This window comes from Salinispora sp. CH2A1_6 (assembly GCF_056820975.1).
The window spans coordinates 438,728-455,384 of record NZ_JBXEDG010000012.1 but is presented as its reverse complement, the minus strand read 5'-3'; the positions used below and the strand labels follow the sequence as shown (position 1 = coordinate 455,384).

General features: G+C 71.0%; 16 protein-coding genes. 4 read left to right on the top strand and 12 right to left on the bottom strand.

The annotated features are described in order from the left end of the window. Positions 1–92 precede the first annotated feature (92 nt). Complete coding sequence (locus AC1UKG_RS17680) at positions 93–1,778, bottom strand: ABC transporter permease (protein ID WP_482642831.1); 1,686 nt, start codon at positions 1,776–1,778, stop codon at positions 93–95. Next, positions 1,763–2,527 (bottom strand): ABC transporter ATP-binding protein, encoded by a 765-nt coding sequence (locus AC1UKG_RS17675; protein ID WP_018814613.1) that lies wholly within the window; start codon positions 2,525–2,527, stop codon positions 1,763–1,765. Before AC1UKG_RS17675 ends, AC1UKG_RS17680 begins: the two co-directional genes overlap by 16 nt. 121 nt (positions 2,528–2,648) lie before the next feature. On the opposite strand from AC1UKG_RS17675, the gene AC1UKG_RS17670 reads away from it, so the two are divergent. Together AC1UKG_RS17670 and AC1UKG_RS17665 are read left to right on the top strand one after the other, a co-directional pair. After that, the gene (locus tag AC1UKG_RS17670) at positions 2,649–3,149 is read left to right on the top strand and encodes a SigE family RNA polymerase sigma factor (protein WP_018745536.1); all 501 of its coding nucleotides are present in this window, start codon (positions 2,649–2,651) and stop codon (positions 3,147–3,149) included. Then, a complete protein-coding gene (locus tag AC1UKG_RS17665; protein WP_018814614.1) occupies positions 3,142–3,993 on the top strand; it encodes a hypothetical protein in 852 nt (283 codons plus the stop codon). Before AC1UKG_RS17670 ends, AC1UKG_RS17665 begins: the two co-directional genes overlap by 8 nt. 43 nt (positions 3,994–4,036) lie before the next feature. Here the strand turns inward: AC1UKG_RS17665 and AC1UKG_RS17660 are convergent, their stop codons facing one another. Together AC1UKG_RS17660 and AC1UKG_RS17655 are read right to left on the bottom strand one after the other, a co-directional pair. Further along, positions 4,037–5,674: a sodium/solute symporter gene (locus tag AC1UKG_RS17660; protein WP_482642832.1), complete on the bottom strand. Its 1,638-nt coding sequence runs from the start codon at positions 5,672–5,674 to the stop codon at positions 4,037–4,039. A 2-nt stretch (positions 5,675–5,676) separates the two neighbouring features. Beyond that, positions 5,677–6,081 (bottom strand): hypothetical protein, encoded by a 405-nt coding sequence (locus tag AC1UKG_RS17655; RefSeq protein ID WP_018745533.1) that lies wholly within the window; start codon positions 6,079–6,081, stop codon positions 5,677–5,679. 204 nt (positions 6,082–6,285) lie between these two features. Between AC1UKG_RS17655 and AC1UKG_RS17650 the strand changes: the two genes are divergently transcribed. Then, entirely contained in the window at positions 6,286–7,008 is a 723-nt protein-coding gene (locus AC1UKG_RS17650; RefSeq protein ID WP_018814616.1) for a prepilin peptidase, read from the top strand. Here the strand turns inward: AC1UKG_RS17650 and AC1UKG_RS17645 are convergent. From AC1UKG_RS17645 to AC1UKG_RS17625, 5 genes are all read right to left on the bottom strand, one after another. Further along, positions 7,005–7,766: a LytR/AlgR family response regulator transcription factor gene (locus AC1UKG_RS17645; RefSeq protein WP_018814617.1), complete on the bottom strand. Its 762-nt coding sequence runs from the start codon at positions 7,764–7,766 to the stop codon at positions 7,005–7,007. The two genes, AC1UKG_RS17650 and AC1UKG_RS17645, sit on opposite strands and share 4 nt — an antisense overlap. After that, the gene (locus AC1UKG_RS17640) at positions 7,763–8,989 is read right to left on the bottom strand and encodes a histidine kinase (protein WP_018814618.1); all 1,227 of its coding nucleotides are present in this window, start codon (positions 8,987–8,989) and stop codon (positions 7,763–7,765) included. The genes AC1UKG_RS17645 and AC1UKG_RS17640 overlap by 4 nt, the downstream gene beginning before the upstream one ends. Positions 8,990–9,105: 116 nt before the next feature. Further along, positions 9,106–10,077, bottom strand: a complete 972-nt coding sequence (locus AC1UKG_RS17635) for an NAD-dependent epimerase/dehydratase family protein (protein WP_018814619.1) — start codon at positions 10,075–10,077, stop codon at positions 9,106–9,108. Positions 10,078–10,169: 92 nt separating this feature from the next. Then, positions 10,170–11,732, bottom strand: a complete 1,563-nt coding sequence (locus AC1UKG_RS17630; protein ID WP_026271533.1) for a sugar transferase — start codon at positions 11,730–11,732, stop codon at positions 10,170–10,172. Positions 11,733–11,998: 266 nt separating this feature from the next. After that, entirely contained in the window at positions 11,999–12,859 is an 861-nt protein-coding gene (locus tag AC1UKG_RS17625) for a DNA-formamidopyrimidine glycosylase family protein (protein WP_018814620.1), read from the bottom strand. Between the two features lie 24 nt (positions 12,860–12,883). Between AC1UKG_RS17625 and AC1UKG_RS17620 the strand changes: the two genes are divergently transcribed. After that, complete coding sequence (locus AC1UKG_RS17620) at positions 12,884–14,080, top strand: glycosyltransferase family 4 protein (RefSeq protein WP_018745526.1); 1,197 nt, start codon at positions 12,884–12,886, stop codon at positions 14,078–14,080. Here AC1UKG_RS17620 and AC1UKG_RS17615 read toward each other — a convergent pair. Genes AC1UKG_RS17615 through AC1UKG_RS17605 form a run of 3 tightly spaced genes read right to left on the bottom strand, consistent with a single transcriptional unit; the run spans position 14,069 to position 16,555 of the window. Beyond that, on the bottom strand, positions 14,069–14,785 hold the full coding sequence (locus AC1UKG_RS17615) for a CDP-alcohol phosphatidyltransferase family protein (RefSeq protein ID WP_018745525.1): 717 nt from the start codon (positions 14,783–14,785) through the stop codon (positions 14,069–14,071). The genes AC1UKG_RS17620 and AC1UKG_RS17615 overlap by 12 nt on opposite strands. Next, on the bottom strand, positions 14,769–15,836 hold the full coding sequence (locus tag AC1UKG_RS17610; protein WP_018745524.1) for an iron-containing alcohol dehydrogenase family protein: 1,068 nt from the start codon (positions 15,834–15,836) through the stop codon (positions 14,769–14,771). The genes AC1UKG_RS17615 and AC1UKG_RS17610 overlap by 17 nt, the downstream gene beginning before the upstream one ends. Next, on the bottom strand, positions 15,824–16,555 hold the full coding sequence (locus AC1UKG_RS17605; RefSeq protein WP_026325481.1) for a phosphocholine cytidylyltransferase family protein: 732 nt from the start codon (positions 16,553–16,555) through the stop codon (positions 15,824–15,826). The genes AC1UKG_RS17610 and AC1UKG_RS17605 overlap by 13 nt, the downstream gene beginning before the upstream one ends. Positions 16,556–16,657: the final 102 nt, after the last annotated feature.

Genomic DNA, 16,657 nt, shown 5'->3' with positions numbered 1-16,657 from the left:
GTGCCTCCCCTGCTGGCTGACCGCTGATCGCGCGGCTCTACTCAGCAGACTCCATGCCCCTGTAGATGGTTGCGGTAAACGGGCCGGCTCTTTCACCGGCGGGGGGTGATGGTCGCCAGCAGTTCGGGCTGGCGCCGGTCCAGCACATCGCCGGCCAGGTAGGCGCCGAGCAGCGCCGCCCCCAGCCCGTACGCCGCGCCGACCGGAAGGGCCAGCCAGAGCCAGACATCGCCGAGCAGCGCGGCGGCCACCACCATCGGGATCACCGCGACCGCCGAGGCGAGCATGGACAGAATGGCCAGGAAGCTGCGGGCCACCCCGGCGCCGCTGTTCAGCGCGAACGGGTTGCTCGTCTCCGGTAACGAGTACGCCCCGAGTACCGATAGCAGGGTGTTTACCGCGAGCCCGGCGCCGAAGGTGGCGAGCAGGCTCCCCGCCGTCAGGCCGATCCATCCCGGCTGCCCCAGCACCAGGAGGGCGAGCACCCCGGAGATGAGCAGAACCAGCGGCAGCAGGTAGAGCGAGAACGCCGCCATCCGGGACCGCAGCTCCACCGCGCCCGGCACCCCCACGATCACGTGCGCCGCGTACGCGCTGCCATCGAAGCCGAATTGGTTGGCCAGGGTTGCCGCGGCGAGTACCCCGACGAAGACCATGGAGAGAGTGACCAGGACCGGGGAAGAGGTATCCAGGGCGCTGCCGCCGGTGTCCCCGGTGAGTCCGGCGCCGCCCAGGTTGAGCATGACCGGGACAAAGAGGACGATCACGGCCAGTGTGATCAGGCTTGCCCGACGGCGGGCGTCCCGCCACCAGTAGCGGGCCTCCCGCGCCACCAACGCGCCGAAGTGGCTCCGGGGAAGCCAGCCCAGCAGCCGGGGGAAGAGCTGCGTGACCGCGGTGCCGGTAGCCGTTGACCGGGTCAACGCCCGGCCGCTGCTCGCGGTGCCGACCATCGCCGACTCCAGTGAGCGAGACCACCAGGCTAGCAACACCACCACGGTCATCGCCGTGATCAGCAGCTTCACCGGTGCGGCCCAGACCCGTCCCTGCGCGACATCGATGCCGACCGTCCACGGTGCACCGAACGGCGTCCAGCCGACCACGGTGGCCACCGCGGCGAGCCGGTCCCAGTCCGCGTCCCGCAGCGCGGCGGTGGCGGCCAGCTGCACCGGGGCGATCAGGGCGGCGGCCCCCGCGAGTAGGACCGCGGCCAGGTCGCGGACCCGACGAGAACGCAGCATCGTGGCGAAGGCACTGGTGACGGCGCGGGCAGCGGCGACACAGAGCAGCAGGCCGGCCAGCACCCCGACCGCCTGCGTGAGGGCGGCCGGCCATCCGCCGAAGATGCCTGCGGTGAGGATCACACCGGTGGAGGCCAGCAGCACGGCGACCGCCGGAACACTGACCAGTGCCGCCGCGAAGAGACCCGTGACCAGGGTCCGACGGGGCAGCGGAAGCAGCGCGAAGCGGGCCGGGTCCAGCGTCTCGTCGACCCCGAAGAAGATCAGCGGCAGCAGGAGCCACCCCAGCACCACCAGTCCGCCACCCAAGGCCGCCAGCAGCGTTGCGTACCGGTCGTTGCCGGCGAGGCCCGGAGCGGCGAAGAGGAAGAAGCCGAAGGCAGCGAACCAGAGCCCAACGAACGCGCCGAGCGCGAAGAGGCCGACCCGTCGACCCTGGCCCCGGAAGTTGTTGCCCAGCACCCGCAGCTTGAGCCGGACGAAGTGCCGGGCCGAGACCTGCCGACCGGCCCCCACGTCGGTCACCGCGACAGCCACGCCAGCTCCGCACCGGTCGCGGTGCGCCCGCCCACGACCGTCACGAAGACCTGCTCCAGCGTCTGCTCTCCGCGGACCTCGTCCAGGGTGCCGACCCGCTTGATGGCGCCGTCGGCGAGGATCGCCACGTGCGAGCAGAGCCGTTCCACGACCTCCATCACGTGACTGGAGAAGACGACCGTGCCACCGCCGGTGACGTACCGGGCGAGGATGTCTCGGATCAGTGCCGCCGACACCGGGTCAACCGCCTCGAACGGCTCGTCCAGCACCAGCAGCCGGGGTCCGTGCAGCAGCGCACAGGCCAGGCCGATCTTCTTCTTCATCCCGGCCGAGTAGTCCACCACCAGCGTCCGCCCGGCGTCGGCGAGCGCGAGCACATCCAGCAGCTCCGCCGCGCGCTGGTCAACCACGGCAGGGTCCATGCCGCGCAGCAGGCCGTGGTACGCGAGCAGCTCGGCGCCGCTGAGCCGGTCGAAGAGGCGTACGCCGTCGGGCATGACGCCGAGGAGTTGCTTCGCCCGTACCGGGTCGGCCCAGACATTGTGGCCGAGCACCCAGGCCCCGCCGCCATCTGGCCGGAGCAGCCCCACGGCCATCGACAGCGTGGTCGTCTTGCCGGCGCCGTTGGGCCCGAGGAGCCCGTAGAACGAGCCGGCCGGCACGGTCAGGTCAACGCCGGCCACGGCCGTCTTCGCGTCGAAGCGCTTCACGAGACCGCGCAGCGCAAGGGCGGAGTGCTCTGCTGTCATACGTAAGACCGTAGCCAGGACCAGCCAACCTTCTACGGGCGAAAAGACTTTCGGGTGTCCTGCAACCGTCCTACTTCGTCGTGGGTGATACCGGGGAAGTCGAGAGGGGAGGAACAACGCAGTGAATGCGGAAGATAGTTTTGCGGAGTTCTACCGCAGCACGCGGCATCGGGTTGTCACGGTGCTTTACGCACTCGGTGGTGACCTGGCTGAGGCGCAGGACGCGGCCCAGGAGGCATACGTGCGGGCCTGGCAGCGCTGGTCAAAGATCAGCACATACGGCAACCCGGAGGCGTGGGTGCGGACTGTCGGGCACCGGCAGCTGGTGAACCGCTGGCGCAAGATTCGTAATGGCGTCGTCGCCTACCGCCGGCACGGTGCCGACGCAGCCACCGAACCGCCATCAGAGAACACCGTGGCGCTGGTCACCGCACTGCGACAGTTGCCAAGCGAGCAGCGGGAGGCGATCGTCCTGCACCACCTGATGGATCTGTCCGTTGCTGACATCGCGATCGAGACGGGTACGCCGACGGGCACCGTCAAGGCTCGCCTCGCTCGTGGACGGAACGCCCTAGCTGCCCTTCTCGACACCTCGTTTCCGGAGGAGGTCACTCATGCCTGATCCGCTTTTCGCCGAGTTGTACGACGACACCGAGACCCTGACCTGGGACCCGGCAGACCAGGTGCGTGCGCGTGCCCGCCGGCGGACCCGGCAGACCCGCCTTGCCACCGGTTTGGCGAGCATGGTCGCCATCGCCGTGGTCGCCACCGGTGCTGTGGCCCTAGCCGGGGGCCCGGACCCCGTGCCGCCGTCGCTACCCGCGACGAACAGCCCTTCGCCAAGCCCCAGCGGCATTCCGACGCCAACGGCGCCACCCACCCCGTCATCCTCGCCGACCACGGTGCCGCCGAGCGAGTCGCCGGAGACCACCGATCCACCAACCGTCAGTCCGCCGGCACCGGATGTTCCGGCCGCGGCCATGCTCCGGACCGAGGATCTCCCGACCGGCTTCCGGGCGGCGGGTGACGATCTGGACGGCGACTGGTCTTTCCACGCGGGGACCAGCTACACCTGCGAGGAAGACGGACAGAGCTGGCCAGGAGAGAGAGCGTTCCGTGGCACTGTTTTCTACAACGGGACCGAGAGCTCGGTGATTCAGCGTGTGGAAAGGCATTCGGAGGAGGCGGCGAAGTCGACGATGGGAAATGTTCGGCGAGAGGTGGACGGCTGTAAGCCCCTGAACCCGGACGACAGCGAAGGGATGGAGGTCTTCGCCTCCGGCCTTGCGGGTGACGAGTCGTTGGTGGTTGGTCGGATCGGGGAAAAGGCGGCATGGCGGTGGCTCTTCGTGCGACAGGGCGAACTGGTGGCCCAGGTGTGGTTCAAGGGCGTTGATCCGGCCGAGGACCAGCGTATTGCGGAGCGCGTAGCCGCACGGCTCTGCGCCGGTACCGACGCCTGTTGAGATGACGTTCCGGTCAGGGCCCTTCCGAAAGGGAGGGCCCTGGTTACGGTCGCAGGGCTTCGGGGGCGTGCAGGCGGAGCATGGTGGCGCCGACATCGGTCGGGACGCGGCGGCGGGTGGCACCAGACACCGCAATCATGACGGTGAAGGCGAGCGGGACCGTCCAGGCGGCTGGCTGCGCGAGGAGCGTGGCCGGCCATCCGGTCAGCGGGGGGCCGAGGATGGTCGCCAGTACCGCCCCGGCCGCAGCGCCCCCACCGACGAGCACCCCGACCGCGGCGCCGCGGGCGGTCAGCCCCCGCCACCAGATGCCCAGCACCAGCAGCGGGCAGAAGCTCGACGCTGCCACCGCGAACGCCAACCCCACCACCTGTGACACCTCCAACCCGGAGACGGTGAGTGCGAACACCGTGGGCACGCTGCCGGCGAGCACGGTGGCGAGCCGGAACCCGCGTAGCGAGCCACGGCCCAGCACATCCGTGGAGATCACTCCGGCGACGCTGGTGAGCAGGCCGGAGGAGGTGGAGAGGAACGCCGCGAACGCGCCGGCGGCGACCAGCGCGGTGAGGAGTCGACCGGTGGTCCCCGTACCCAGGGCCGCGCCGGGCAGGAGCAGCACCACCGCGTCGGTCTCCCCGGTGAGCAGCAGGTGTGGGGTGTAGATCCGGCCGAGTGCCCCGTAGACGGTCGGCAGCAGGTAGAAGGCGCCGACCAGGGCCAGGACCACCAGGGTGGTGCGGCGGGCGGCGGCGCCGTCCGGGTTGGTGTAGAAGCGTGCCAGCACGTGCGGTAGGCCCATGGTGCCGAGGAAGGTGGCGAGGATCAGCGAGTAGGTGGTGAAGAGGCCCTGGTCGTCGGCTTCGGTGCTGGGCAGCAACCAGTCGGCCGGGTCGGTGGCGACTCCGGTCACCTCGGGCACCGGTTGCCCGGCGGCGAAGGTCAGCTCGTCGCCGGGGCGTACCTGCCGCAGCTGGCCGTCGGGGAGGGTGAGGGTGGCGGGATGTTCGACCACGACGGTGGTCGCGGTGCGGAAGGTCGGACCCTCCGGTGGGGTCACCGCCGGGCGGGCGTCGGCCTGCCACTGCAACACCAGGAAGATCGTCGGTACGGCGAGTGCGGTCAGCTTGAGCCAGTACTGGAACGCCTGGACGAAGGTGATCGCGCGCATGCCGCCGAGCGCCACGTTCGCGGTGACCACCGCCGCGACCAGGAGGGCTCCCAGCGGGTACGGCGCGCCGGTCAACGTGGCCATGGTCAGCCCGGCGCCCTGCAGCTGGGGGACGAGGTAGAGCCAACCAATGAAGATCACGAACGCGGTGGCGAGGGTGCGCAGCCGCCGGGAGTCCAGCCGGAGCTCACAGAAGTCAGGCAGGGTGAACGCCCCGGAGCGGCGCAGCGGTGCGGCGACGAAGAGCAGCAGCGCCAGGTAGCCGGCCGCGAAGCCGACCGGGTACCAGAGCACGTCCACGCCGTGCGTGAGGATCAGACCGGCGATGCCGAGGAAGCTCGCCGCTGACAGGTACTCCCCGCCGATCGCGGCGGCGTTCCAGGTCGGGCTGACCGCCCGGGACGCCACCAGGAAATCCGAGGTGGTGCGGGCGAGGCGCAGGCCGTAGAAGCCAATGCCGACGGTGATCAGGGTGACCGCGACGATCGCCGGAGCGACGTAGCCGTTGCCCACACTCAGCGCTCCGGCCGCTGGATCAGGTCGGTGAAGTCCTGCTCGTTGCGTTCGGCCAGGCGCACGTACGCCCAGCCGACCAGGACCAGGAACGGGAAGGCGAGCCCGCCGAGAAGCACCCACGGCAGGTGTACCCCGAGCACGGTGATCCGGCTGACCGACGGCGCGATGGCGAACAGCCACGGCAGGCCGCCGAGCCCGACGGCCACCACCAGCCAGAGCCGCAACGCCAGGGAGAGCTGCGCCCGGACCAGGCCGCGGACCAGCGCCTCGCCGACCCGGGTCTGCTCGGCGAGCTCGGTGCGAGGGTGCTCGGTGCGGGAGTGCTCGCTATCGGACTCGCGCCGGACCACATCGGCCAGCACGATGCGGGTCCGCGCGGAAACGCGGTCATCGGCGGCGACCACTCCGGCAGTCTCGCTCGATTCCGGGGAAAGTCAAGCGCTGCCCTGCTGGCCGGTGAAGCATCGCACCGCCCTGTGGATAACTTGTGGAGAAGTGGTCCTTGCTGTGGATAACTACGGCCACAACCGCTCTGACCTGCGGCGGGAGCTGTGGACCGGTGCGGGCGAAGACGCCGGGACGGGGCAGGCGGGCGCTACGCTCCCGCCGTGCTGCTTCCCCTCGTCGCCGCCGTCGCCGGTGCTGGCTGGGGGCTTTTGCTGCCCGGGTTGATTGACCGATACGCCATCGACTGGCCGACCGGTCGGCCCCGGCCGGCCTGGCGGAGCGCCTGCCCGGACTGCGCCGGCGCGCGGCCACCCTGGTGGCGGGCACCCCGGCGGTGCCCAGACTGTCGTCGCCCACTGACCCCGGGATGGGCGGTCACCGTGCCTCTCACCGCCGCCGTCACCGGCATCGTGGGGCCCGGCGTCGGAGCCAGCTGGGCGTTGCCGGCGTTTCTGCTGCTCGCTGCCCTCGCGGTGCCACTGGCCGTGGTCGACCTGCGGGTGCTGCGGCTGCCCGACCCGTTGGTGGGGGTCGCCGCCGGCGGGGGGCTGGCGTTACTGCTGCTCGCCGCGGTGGCCGACCCGGCCTTCCCGGCGCTGGGCCGGGCCCTGCTCGCCGCCGCGCTCTGCGGGGTCGGATACCTGACGCTCACGCTGCTGCCCCGGTCCCAACTCGGTGTCGGCGACGTGAAGCTCGGTGCGGCGCTCGGGCTCTACCTCGGCTGGCTGGGGTGGCCGACCGTGGTCACCGGGGTTCTGCTCGCTCCGCTGGTCAACCTTCCGCTGGTCGGCGTCCTGCTGGTGACCGGTCGGGCCGGCTGGCGAACCCCCATCCCATACGGGCCGGCACTGCTCGGGGCGGCGATCACCGCCATGGTGCTCTAGCCGGGTCGGCGGGCCCAGTCCTGCTTGGCCGTCCGAATCAGCTTTTCCTTCAGCTCGCGGGTATGCCGCCGACTGACCGGCAGCTCGGTCGAGTCGACCACCACCACGTAGCCGGAGTTCACCAGCCGCAGTTCGGCGATGAGCCGCAACTGGACCAGGTAGGAGCGGTGGATTCGCACGAAACCGGCGTCGGCCCACCGCTCGGCGAGGGTCGCCAAGGAGACCCGGACCAGGTGGGAACCCTTGGTGGTGTGCAGTCGTACGTAGTCACCCTGCGCCTCTACCCAGCGCACCGCCGACCGGGGCAGCATCCGGGTCGTCCCGGCCAGCTCGACCGGGATCGTCGGGTCCTCCTCCCGTGCCGGCGTCGCCGGCTGCGGGGACACCCGCCGCGCTCCGATCACCCGGCGCAGCGACTCGGCCAACCGTTGCGCCCGGACCGGTTTGCGAACGTAGTCCGTCGCGCCCAGGTCGAACGCGTCCACCGCGCCGTCGTCGTAGGCGGTGACGAAGACAATGGCCGGCGGCCGGGCGAAGCGGCGGAGCACCCGGGCCAGCTCCACACCGTCCAGCCCCGGCATCCGGATGTCCAGGAAGACCACGTCCACGTCGTCGTCGCGGAGTACCCGCAACGCCTCGGTGGCGTCACCGGCGGTGTGTAGGCGGGCGACCCGTGGATCGACCCGCAGGTGGTAGGCCAGCTCGTCGAGGGCCGGTGGCTCATCGTCAACCGCCAGGACCCGGAGGAACCCGGTCACGAGCCGGCCCGTACGCCGGGATGGAACTTCGGCACCCGCATGCTCACCCGCGTGCCCAAGCCGAGGCCGGTCTCCACCACCAGGCCGAAATCGTCCCCAAAAACCGCCCGAAGTCGTTCGTCAACGTTGGACAGACCCACCTGTCCGCCCGGCGCACCCACCGGGGCGCTTCCGGCGGTGGCCAGTTCGGCGATGCCGGCGGTCAGCGTGGCCGGATCCATCCCCACCCCGTCGTCCTCCACCGTGATGTGACACTCGGTGCCCGCGTCCCGGGCCTCGATGCTCACCATGCCCGTGCCGGGCTTACCGGACAACCCGTGGCGCACCGCGTTCTCGACCAGTGGTTGCAGGCAGAGGAAGGGCAGGGTCACCGGCAGCACCTCGGGGGCGACCTGGAGCCGCACCTGGAGCCGGTCGCCGAACCGGGCCCGCTCGATGGTCAGGTAGTGATCGATCGATCGGAGCTCCTCGGCGAGGGTGGTGAACTCGCCGTGCGCCCGAAACGAGTAGCGGGTGAACTCGGCGAATTCGAGGATCAACTCCCGGGCCCGGTCCGGGTCGGTGCGGACGAAGGATCCGATCGCCGTCAGCGCGTTGTAGATGAAGTGTGGGCTGATCTGTGCCCGCAGCGCGCGGACCTCGGCGCGGGCCAACCGCTCTCGGGAGGAGTCCAGCTCCGCGAGAGCGAGTTGGTTACCGGCCCAGTGCGCGGTCTCCAGCGTCGCCTGAACCAGGCCGGGCGCGGGTGCCCCGTCCGCGAGGGCCAGCAGTGCGCCGACAACCCGCCGGTCCGCGCCGGTCAACGGTGCGACGACCGCACCCCGGATCGGGCAGTCCACCCGGTCACAGGGCAGCTCCGCCTCCCCGAGCACGGTCGACCGGCCGGTCGCCGCGACCCGGCGGGCCGCCGCGACGAGTTGGGCTTGGTGGTGTGCGCCGTGCCCGTCGAGGGCGAGTAACGCCGCGGTGTCGGTCAGCGCCAACCCGACCGCCCCGACCAGGGCCCGGAGGTGGCGTACGGCCTTGGCGGCGTTCGCGGCGGTCAGCCCGGCGCGGAGCGGCACGGCGGCGAGTCCGGCGGTGTGCAGCACCTCGTAGGTGGCCCGCTGGGTGGCGGTGGCGATGGTGCGGTGGCCGCGCGGGCGCAGCACCGCGACGAGGGTTGCCGCCAGCGCGGTCGCCAGAGCGACGACACCCACGACGGCGGAGAGGTTGCCACTCACGGAGTGCATCGTGGCCGCTGCCGCCGCTGCTGCCAAGGGGGTGGAGCCGGCCTCGGTGTGCCGATGTCAAGGGCGTCCGGTCCGACCGGATGGGAGGCCGTGCTCCCGGCTGCTGGCTAGGACAGTACGCCGAAGTGCCGCAGGGCGCGGGCAAAGCCTTCCGGTACCTCGGTGGTGTGCCAGCCCAGCTGACTGCGGGCCCGGGCGGCGTCCGGTAGCGGGTGAGAGCGGAGGAAGTGCAGCTCGCCCGCGGCGAGCAGGGGCGGCCGGCGGGTGATGCGGGAGACGGCCTCCCCGGTGGTGGCCATGGCTTTCGCGAGGGCCGTGGGGATGGTGCGGGGGACCTTGGCCGTCGGCACCAACGTGTGGACCAGCTCGGCCATCGCGGTCAGGGTCAGGTAGCGGTCGGAGAGGATGAATCGGCTGCCGATCGGCGCCTCGGCCGCGAGGAGGTGTCCCCGGGCGACGTCTTCGGTGAAGACGACGGGCATGCCGCCCGGGGGCAGCGCGGGAATCTGATTACGGACCAGTCTGAGCAGCAGCAGGTTCAGCGCGGTGGCGGTCGCCGGCCCGGGCCCGTAGACCCCGGACGGATGCAGGAACCGCGCTGGCAGGCCCCGCTCGACCGCCTCGGTCACGAGAACGTCGGCGTGCTGCTTGGAACGCTCGTAGGCCGTGCCGAGCGGCCGTTCCGCGATCCTTGACTCGTCGAACGGTCGGCCCGGGGCCTGGTCGAAAACGTCGATGGTGCTGGTGTAGACGAACGTCGCCACACCTTCGGCGAGAGCGGACTCGACCAGGTGCCGAGTGCCGCCGACGTTGACCCGCTCGAAGACGTCGGGGTCGGCCAACCACTGCTCGGGGAGCCCGGCAGCGTGAAAGACGGTGTCACACCCGCTGACCGCGGACCGGACCGACGCCAGGTCGGTGACATCCCCCCGGACCGCCTCCACGCCCTGAGGTAGGGCTGCCGTTGCTCGTTGCGGCGAACGGACCAGCGCCCGCACTCGCACGCCGCGGTCGGCGAGGTCCCGAACCAGAAGGCTACCCACGGTGCCGGTCGCTCCCGTGACAAGTACCTGCTCCATGCTGCCCCTCTGCTTCGCGAATGCTGCTCGTGCAGCGCACCTGGGGGCCGCCTGCTATCCGAGCTGACCACCTCCGGACACTACTCGTCGGGCTAGTACGCGCCCTTCCGGGCGAGCACCACTCCGACCGTGCGCCACAGGATGCTCAGGTCGTACGCCAGCGACCAGTTGTCGACGTAGTAGAGGTCGAGGCGGACCGCCTCGTCCCAGGAGAGGTCGGAGCGGCCGGAGACCTGCCAGAGGCCGGTAATGCCAGGCTTGACCAGCAGCCGGCGGCGTACGTCGCCGAGGAAGTCACCGTCGTCGGCGGGCAGCGGGCGGGGCCCGACCAACGACATCTCCCCCTTCAGCACGTTGATCAGCTGGGGTAGCTCGTCCAGGGACGAGGCGCGCAGGAAGCGGCCCACCGGGAAGACCCTCGGGTCCCGCTTCATCTTGAACAACATGCCGTCGGTCTCGTTCTGGTCAACCAGGCTGGCCAGCCGCTCCTCGGCATCCACGTACATGGTGCGGAACTTCCAGACCCGGAAGGTCCGCCCCTCGTGGCCCACCCGGGGTTGCCGGAAGAACACCGGACCCGGGTCGGAGATTCGGATCGAGATCGCGATCGCGAGAAAGACCGGTAGCAGGATCAACAGGCCGAGCCCGGCAGCCACCCGGTCGAGCATGTTCTTCGCCAGCAGCGCCGGACCGGAGAGAGTCGGCTCCTCCACGTGCAGCAGCGGCAGACCCTCGATCGGCCGGATGTGCACGCGGGGCCCGGCGATGTCGGTCAACTGCGGGACCACCGCGAGGTCGACCCCGGAACCTTCGAGCTGCCAGGCCATGCGGCGCAGTTCGCCGGGCTCGGCGCTGGCCGACCCGCAGACCGCAATGGTGTCGCCGCCGACCTCGCGAACCAGGGCGAGGAGGTCCCGCCCCGCGAAGACCGGGACCGGGGTCTCCACCCCCCGGGCAGCCGCGTAGCCGTCGGTGAGGTGGATGGCGACCGGCACCAGGCCGGCAGCGGGACTGCGGGTGACCTGGCGGTGGACCTCCAGACACTCGGGCAGGGTGCCCACCAGGACCATCCGGTGGCCGGCCCGGCCAGCGTTGCGCCGGATCACGTGCAGCACAAATCGGACCAGGATCCGGACCAGCAGGATCAGCAGCAGGGCGAGGAGCAGCGCGGTGCCGACCGAATATCGGGACAGATGCGTCTTGGTGGCGAACGCCAGGAAGGAGACCGTCGCGCAGACCGCCACGCCGGCGCGGAGCACCCGCTTGAACTCATCCGGGCCAAGGCCCAGGTAACGCCGGTCGTAGGAGCCGTTGAACCAGAGGATGGCCACCCAGCCGAGCGGTAGCAGCAGGCAGGCGACGGTGTAGAACCAGGCCGGGTCGTTGTAGAACCCGGCCCGCGCCTGGTCGAAGGCGCGGATGGCGGTGAAGCTCGCGAAGGCGGCGGCGGCGAAGTCCAGCAGCACCAGCGCCGCGGTGTAGGGGCGGTGCCAGCGGGACACCCGACGGTGGCTACGGGCCCAGGCCGACCGAGGCACGCCGTTGTGAGACGGCGGCGTCGGCGGCTGGATCTCGAAGCTGTCGACCTGCCGCACGGTTCTGCTCCGGCCTCCATTGGTTACCGGGCGCTGGAGGCTTGTCGTCACCTCATCCATGTCCTCCCGCAGGACGCGGACCGCTCACTCGGAGTGAGGGTCCGTGTCGCCCACCGCTTCAGTCTCCCATGCGTCACCCGGACCCGAGCGCGGACCGGTAGGACCTCGCTTCAGGGCTGTGCCGGTTGGCAGCTGGCCGGCTCCGGACCTTTACAGAAGCCGGGACCGGGCCACTATACCGATGGATGGCCGTTCACGTAGAACCCCAATCCCGACGTTCGTCGCGCCCGGGCAGAATATTCACGGCCGGAAGCGAGTGCCCTCACTCACCGTACAATCCGCGACAACCGTCGGTCTGCGAGCGGCTTCCCGCCGGTCTGGCAACCGGGGCAGTACTGGAGGCTGGAGTCAGCGAACGAGACCTCCCGTACGGTGTCGCCGCAGACCGGGCAGGGCAATCCGGTGCGGGCATGTACCCGCAGGCCAGAGCGCTTCTCACCCTTGAGTTCGGCAGCCCGTTGTCCCACTGACCGGGACACCGCGTCGCCGAGCACGTCCCGGGTCGCCCCGTGCAGGGTGGCGAGCTGTTCGTCGGTCAGCCGGGTGGTCAGCGCGAACGGTGACAGCCGTGCCGTGTGCAGGATCTCATCGGAGTACGCGTTTCCCACCCCGGCGAGCACCGTCTGGTCGGTTAGTACTCCCTTGACCTGGCCCTTTCGGCTACGGAGCCGTTCGGCGAAGGTGGCCGGGTCCACGGCCAGCGCGTCCGGGCCAAGCCGGGCCAGTCCCGGCACCGCCGTCGGGTCGGTCACCAGATAGACGGCGAGACTCTTCTGCGTGCCCGCCTCGGTCAGGTCGAACCCGGAGCCGTCATCGAGACGGGCCCGCAGCGCCACCGGGCCCTTGCCAGGGCGCAGCGGGGCGCGGGACGAGAACTCCTCCCGGAAGTGCAGCCAGCCGGCGCGGGCCAGGTGAACGACCAGGTGCAGGTCGGCGCCGAGCACCAGGTCGAGGAACTTGCCGTGGCGCCGGGCATCGGTGACCAGGTGGCCGGCCGCGGCCGTGATCGGCGGGTCGTACGTCTTCAGGGCGTTGATCGCGGAGATCTCCAGCCGGTCAACCCGTCGGCCGACGGCGCGTTGGCGCAGGTAGTCGGCGAGCGCCTCCACCTCTGGTAGTTCGGGCACCCACCAACGGTAGCCTCCAATTCCATGAAAATCGTGGTGGCGCACAACCGGTACCGGGAGGCTCAGCCGTCTGGCGAGAACACCATCGTCGACGCGGAAATCGCCCAGCTGACCGCGGCCGGGGTCGAGGTGCTGCCGTTCCTGCGTAGCTCCGACGAGATCGCGTCGATGTCGCGGTCCGCGAAGGCGTTGCTGCCGATCTCACCGATCTACGCCCCGCGAGCCCAGCGGGAGCTGGGTCGCCTGCTCGACGAGCACCGGCCGGACGTGTTGCACCTGCACAACCCGTACCCCCTGCTCTCGCCCTGGGTGGTGCGGACCGCGCACCACCACGGGGTGCCGGTGGTGCAGACGGTGCACAACTACCGGCAGGTCTGCTCGTCCGGGCTGTACTTCCGGGACGGGGCGATCTGCCAGGACTGCCGGGGGCGGGTGCTGGGCGTACCGGCGATCGTGCACCGCTGCTACCGGGGGTCGCGGGCGCAGAGCGCGTTGATGGCGACGACGCTCGCCGTGCACCGGGGCACCTGGCGCTCGGTGGACCGGTTCATCGCGCTGACCACCTCGATCGCGGAGCACCTGCGGGACTACGGCATCCCGGAGCAACGGATCGTGGTGAAGCCGAACGCGATCCCCGACCCGGGTGCCCCGGCGCCGCTGGGCGCCGGCTTCCTCTTCCTCGGCCGGCTCAGCCCGGAGAAGGGGTTGGACCTGCTGCTGGAGGCCTGGCGTCGGCATCCGGACGGTGCGCTCGGCCCGCTCCGGGTCGCCGGGGACGGTGAGTTGCGACCCCTGGTGGAGGCGGCGGCGGCCCAGCGGGCAGATGTGACCTTCCTCGGTCCGCTGGACCGGGACGGGGTGCACGCCGCCCTGGTGGCGAGCGCGGTGGTGCTGGCCACCTCCACCTGGCACGACGTGCTGCCGACGGTGATCATCGAGGCGTTGGCCGCCGGTCGGCCGGTGCTCGGCACCGCCCTCGGCGGTATCCCGTTCCTGGTCGGCGCCGACACCGCGGAACCCGCCGGTTGGGTGGTGCCGCCGGACCCGACCGCGCTGGCCGCCGCGCTGCCAAGGGCAGCCGCCGAAGCCGTCAGCCGGGCACCGGCTGCTCGGGCCCGCTACGAGCGCACCTTCCACCCGGACGTGGTCACCCGGCAGCTGCTCGCCATCTACGCCGAAACCGTCCGTACGGCCGAGTCGGGCCGCCGGTCAGCGCAGTGAGGCCCGAGCGGCGAAGGCGATGCTGGCGAGTAGGAAACCGCCGTTGATCGCGGTGAAGGCGACGATCACCCAACTGGTCAGGCCAGGCGCGAAGAGCAGCACCAGTGCGGCAACGAAGATCACCGCGCCGTAGTCGCGGATCAGCTTCACCAGCCGTACCAGCAGCGAGGTCGAGGTGACCATGCTGCTCGCGTTCGGCCCGGCCTGCATCACCGAGGTGACCAGGTTCACCATCCAGGTGCCGGCGAAGGCCGCGATCAGCCAGGCGGGGATCGACGGTGACTGCGCGACCGCGGTCGCACTGAGTGCGGCGACCAGGGCGATCTGGGCCGCCACGTCGCTGAGCACATCCACCCGCGCCCCGGCCGCGCTGCCCTGACCGGTGACCCGGGCGAGTTGCCCGTCCGCGCAGTCCAGCGCGTACGCCACCTGCCAGCCGACCAACGCCACCAGCCCGACCAACCAGGCCGGTAGGTGGCCCGCGGCGACCGGCTCGGCCAGCGCCGCCACGGTCACCGAGGTGAGCAGCCCGAGAACCAGGTTGGTGATGCTCAGCGTGGTGGGCCGCAGCCCGAGCCGGTGTGCGCCGCCGGCGAAGGCGGCCCCGATCCACTGGCTGACCGACTCGCTGAACAGTCCGCCGCCCCGGTTGGTCCGGTAGAAGTCGGCCCGGGTCGGCCGGGACGGTTCAGTCAAGGTGCTCACCGAGGGCGTCAAGACAGTCTCCCAACCGAGCCCGGAGTTCGTCGGTGGACAGGGCGAGGTGTTCGAGGATCGTGTAGCGGTCCGGCCGGGTCCGGGGCGCGAAGTGCACCGCCTCGACGAACTGCTCGTCGGTGAGTCCCAGGTCGGTCGGGCGGGTGGCCAGGCCGTGCCGGTGCAGGCAGCGGGCGAGCTGGCCGAACCGGTCCCGGTCACCGTGCAGCCAGGTGCAGAAGAGGGCCCCGAGCCCGACCTGCTCGCCGTGGGCGCTGGTGCCGGGCCAGAGGTGGTCGATGGCGTGCGAGATCTCGTGGTCGCCGCCGCTGGCCGGCCGACTCGAGCCGGAGATCGACATGGCGATGCCGCCGAGGATCAACGCCTCCGCCAGCGTGGTGAGGAAGGCGTCGTCGGTGATCTTGCCGGGGTGGTTCAGCAGCGCCTCGGCGCCGGTCCGGGCCAGCGTCACGGCGAGCCCGTCGACCGGCTCGCCGCGCAGCTCGTGGGCGAGCTCCCAGTCGGCGCAGGCGTTGAGGTTGCTCACCGCGTCACCGATTCCGGCCTGGGTCTGCCGGTCCGGGCCGTGCTCGACGAAGTCGAGGTCCACCAGGACGGCGATCGGGATGTGGACCCCGTACGAGCCTTTGCCGCCGTCGTGGGTCAGTGAGGCCACGGGGGAGGCGATGCCGTCGTTGGCGAGGCTGGTGGCGACCGTGACCATCGGGATGCCGTAGCGGGTGGCGGCGTACTTCGCGGTGTCGATCGTCCGGCCGCCGCCGATCCCGACCACCGCGTCGTAGTGCCGGCGGCGGAGCCGGTCGCCCAACTCGTTGGCGGCGTCAACGCTGCCGCCGGCCACCGTGAAGACGTCGGCCGAGCCCAACGTCGGCCGGCACAGCTCGACGATCTTCTCCCCCTGCCCGGGCCCCACCACCACGGCCACGTCGCCGCCGGCGGAGATCCGCCGGTCGGCGAGGAGCTCGCCGAGGTTGGCGACCGCACCCCGGCGGACCTCGATGGTCAGCGGAGTGGCGACGGTCCGGGCTAGTAGCGGCACGCGATCTCCCGGGCCCGCGCGAGGTCGTCGTGGTTGTCGACCTCAACCCAGGCGACATCGCCGATCGGCGCCCCGCGTACTTCGCCACCTCGGTCGGCGAACTCCTGGTAGCCGTCCTCGTAGTAGCGGTTCGGGTCGTGTCGCCAGGTGGCCTCCAGCGCGTCGGCGAGCGCCTCGGCGACGTGCGGCTCGATCAGCGTCGCCCCGATGTACTCCCCGCGGGCCTCGTGCGGGTCCATCAGCTTGGTGATCCGGGTGAGCTGGCCGTCGACGTCGAAGGTGGTCTTCATCTCCTCCTCGGCCAGCGTCTTGATCGTGTCGATCGCCAGCAGGATCCCCGGCCCGCGCTCGGCGAGCAGCGTCTTCTCCACGCTCACCGGATGGACGGTGTCTCCGTTGACCAGTAGGACCCCGCGGGCGAACCAGCTGCGGGCCAGCCAGAGCGAGTACGCGTTGTTCCACTCCTCGGCCCGGTCGTTGGATACCAGGGTGAGCGTGACGCCGTACTTCTGCTCCAGGTCCGCCTGGCGTTCCCGAACCGCGTCGGCGGCGTAGCCGACCACGACGACGATCTCGGTGAGTCCGACCTCGGCCAGATTGCGCAGCGCGATGTCGAGGATGGTGGTCGCGCCATCAACCGGCACCAGCGCCTTCGGCAGCGTGTCGGTGTGTGGGCGCAGGCGGCGTCCGGCGCCAGCGGCCAGCACCATCCCGACCATTCCGGCCTCGTTCTGCGTTCGTTCGGCTGTCACCGGAGGAGAATAGCGCCGTCGAATGGGGCTCCTGGGAGCAACCGGACCGGCTGGTGGGTGGGGAGCGCG

Bases quoted from the DNA above. Each gene is read 5' to 3' on its own strand.
- AC1UKG_RS17675 (WP_018814613.1), bottom strand. From the start codon at position 2,527: ATGACAGCAGAGCACTCCGCCCTTGCGCTGCGCGGTCTCGTGAAGCGC.
- AC1UKG_RS17665 (WP_018814614.1), top strand. From the start codon at position 3,142: ATGCCTGATCCGCTTTTCGCCGAGTTGTACGACGACACCGAGACCCTG.
- AC1UKG_RS17635 (WP_018814619.1), bottom strand. From the start codon at position 10,077: ATGGAGCAGGTACTTGTCACGGGAGCGACCGGCACCGTGGGTAGCCTT.
- AC1UKG_RS17630 (WP_026271533.1), bottom strand. From the start codon at position 11,732: ATGGATGAGGTGACGACAAGCCTCCAGCGCCCGGTAACCAATGGAGGC.
- AC1UKG_RS17620 (WP_018745526.1), top strand. From the start codon at position 12,884: ATGAAAATCGTGGTGGCGCACAACCGGTACCGGGAGGCTCAGCCGTCT.
- AC1UKG_RS17605 (WP_026325481.1), bottom strand. From the start codon at position 16,555: ATGGTCGGGATGGTGCTGGCCGCTGGCGCCGGACGCCGCCTGCGCCCA.